The 1,356-nt window shown below is 64.5% G+C and carries 2 protein-coding genes; both read right to left on the reverse strand.

Going from position 1 to position 1,356, the window contains the following annotated elements:
* Positions 1-893: TRAP transporter large permease (locus RAN53_RS16295; protein ID WP_305797849.1), on the reverse strand; the 893-nt coding region annotated here is incomplete at its 3' end.
* Positions 886-1,356, reverse strand: a 471-nt coding sequence (locus RAN53_RS16300; protein ID WP_305797850.1) for a TRAP transporter small permease, incomplete at its 5' end; no start/stop codon positions are given. The genes RAN53_RS16295 and RAN53_RS16300, both read right to left, overlap by 8 nt.

The raw sequence follows: 1,356 nt of genomic DNA on the forward strand, positions 1-1,356 counted from the left end.
TTGATGAAGTTGGCGAAGATCAGTGCCGTCAACACCACCGCAAACAGCATCGCCGTGGTGCGCACCGTGTCCATCAGCACCGCCATCAACACCCGGGGAGACAGCGCGCGGCGCATCAACGCGATCAGGAAGGCCCCCATCGCACCGATACCCGCCGCCTCGGTGGGCGTGAACACGCCCAGATAGATGCCGCCGATCACCAGCACGAACAGCGCCAGGGTGCTGCCCACGCTCTTCAGCGCGGCGATGCGCTCCGCCCACGGCACCCGCTCCGCCGCCGGGCCCGCTTCGGGGTCGCGCCACAGCACCCACTTCACCGCCCCCAGGTAGAGGACGATCCCCAGCATGCCGGGGATAAAGCCGGCGGCGAACAACTCGCGGATACTGGTCTCGGTGAGAATGCCGTAGATCACCAGCATTACGCTGGGCGGGATCAGGATGCCCAGGGTGCCGCCGGCGGCGATCGAGGCCGCGGCCAGGGAGTCCTTGTAGCCATACTTGCGCATCTGCGGCATGGCGACCCGACCCATGGTGGCACAGGTGGCCAGGCTCGAGCCGCAGATAGCACTGAAGCCCCCGCAGGCCACGATGGTGGCCATGGCCTGACCGCCCTTGCGGTGCCCCAGGAAGCCGTTGGAGGCCCGGAACAGGGCATCCGACAGTCCGGCATGAGAGACGAAGTTGCCCATCAGGATAAACAACGGGATCACCGACAGGCCGTAGTCCATGGCGGTATCCACCACCCGACGCGCTGCCATCGCTTCGGCGGCACTCCAGTTACCGGTCAGGTAATAGAAACCGACGAAGCCGATAATCCCCATGGCGAAGGCCAGCGGGACGCGCAGGAACACCAGTACCAGCAGCGCAGCAAAACCATAAAGTGCTTCAGTCATGGGTCCCTCCAGGACTCAGTGGGCCGCCCCGCTTGATCACCTTGAACCCTTCCAGCAGATAGAGCACCGCCCGCACCAGGGTCAGCAGTGCCGACAACGCCAGCATGATCGAGATCAGCCCGATCAAGTAGCCATAGGGAATACGCAGGAACTCGGTGACATCACCCCAGGAGAAGGAACGCTCGGCCAGGGCCCAGACACGCTGGGCCATCATCCACAGCGCTGCCGTCACCAGCAGGTTGACGATCACCTCCCGCAGCCATACCAGCCGGGCCGGAAAGACCGCGTCCAGCAGGTCCACGCTGACATGCTCCTGACGCCAGCACACTACCGGCAGCGACAGGAATACCAGCGCCGCCAGCATCAGCTGGGTCAGCTCGACGGTGCCGAGAATCGGCGCATTGAAGAAGTAACGGCCACCCACGTCTACCGTGGTCAACAGCATCATGCCGAACAGGGTGGC

This window comes from Halomonas sp. SSL-5 (genome assembly GCF_030708455.1).
In the GTDB taxonomy this organism is placed as follows: Bacteria; Pseudomonadota; Gammaproteobacteria; order Pseudomonadales; family Halomonadaceae; genus Halomonas.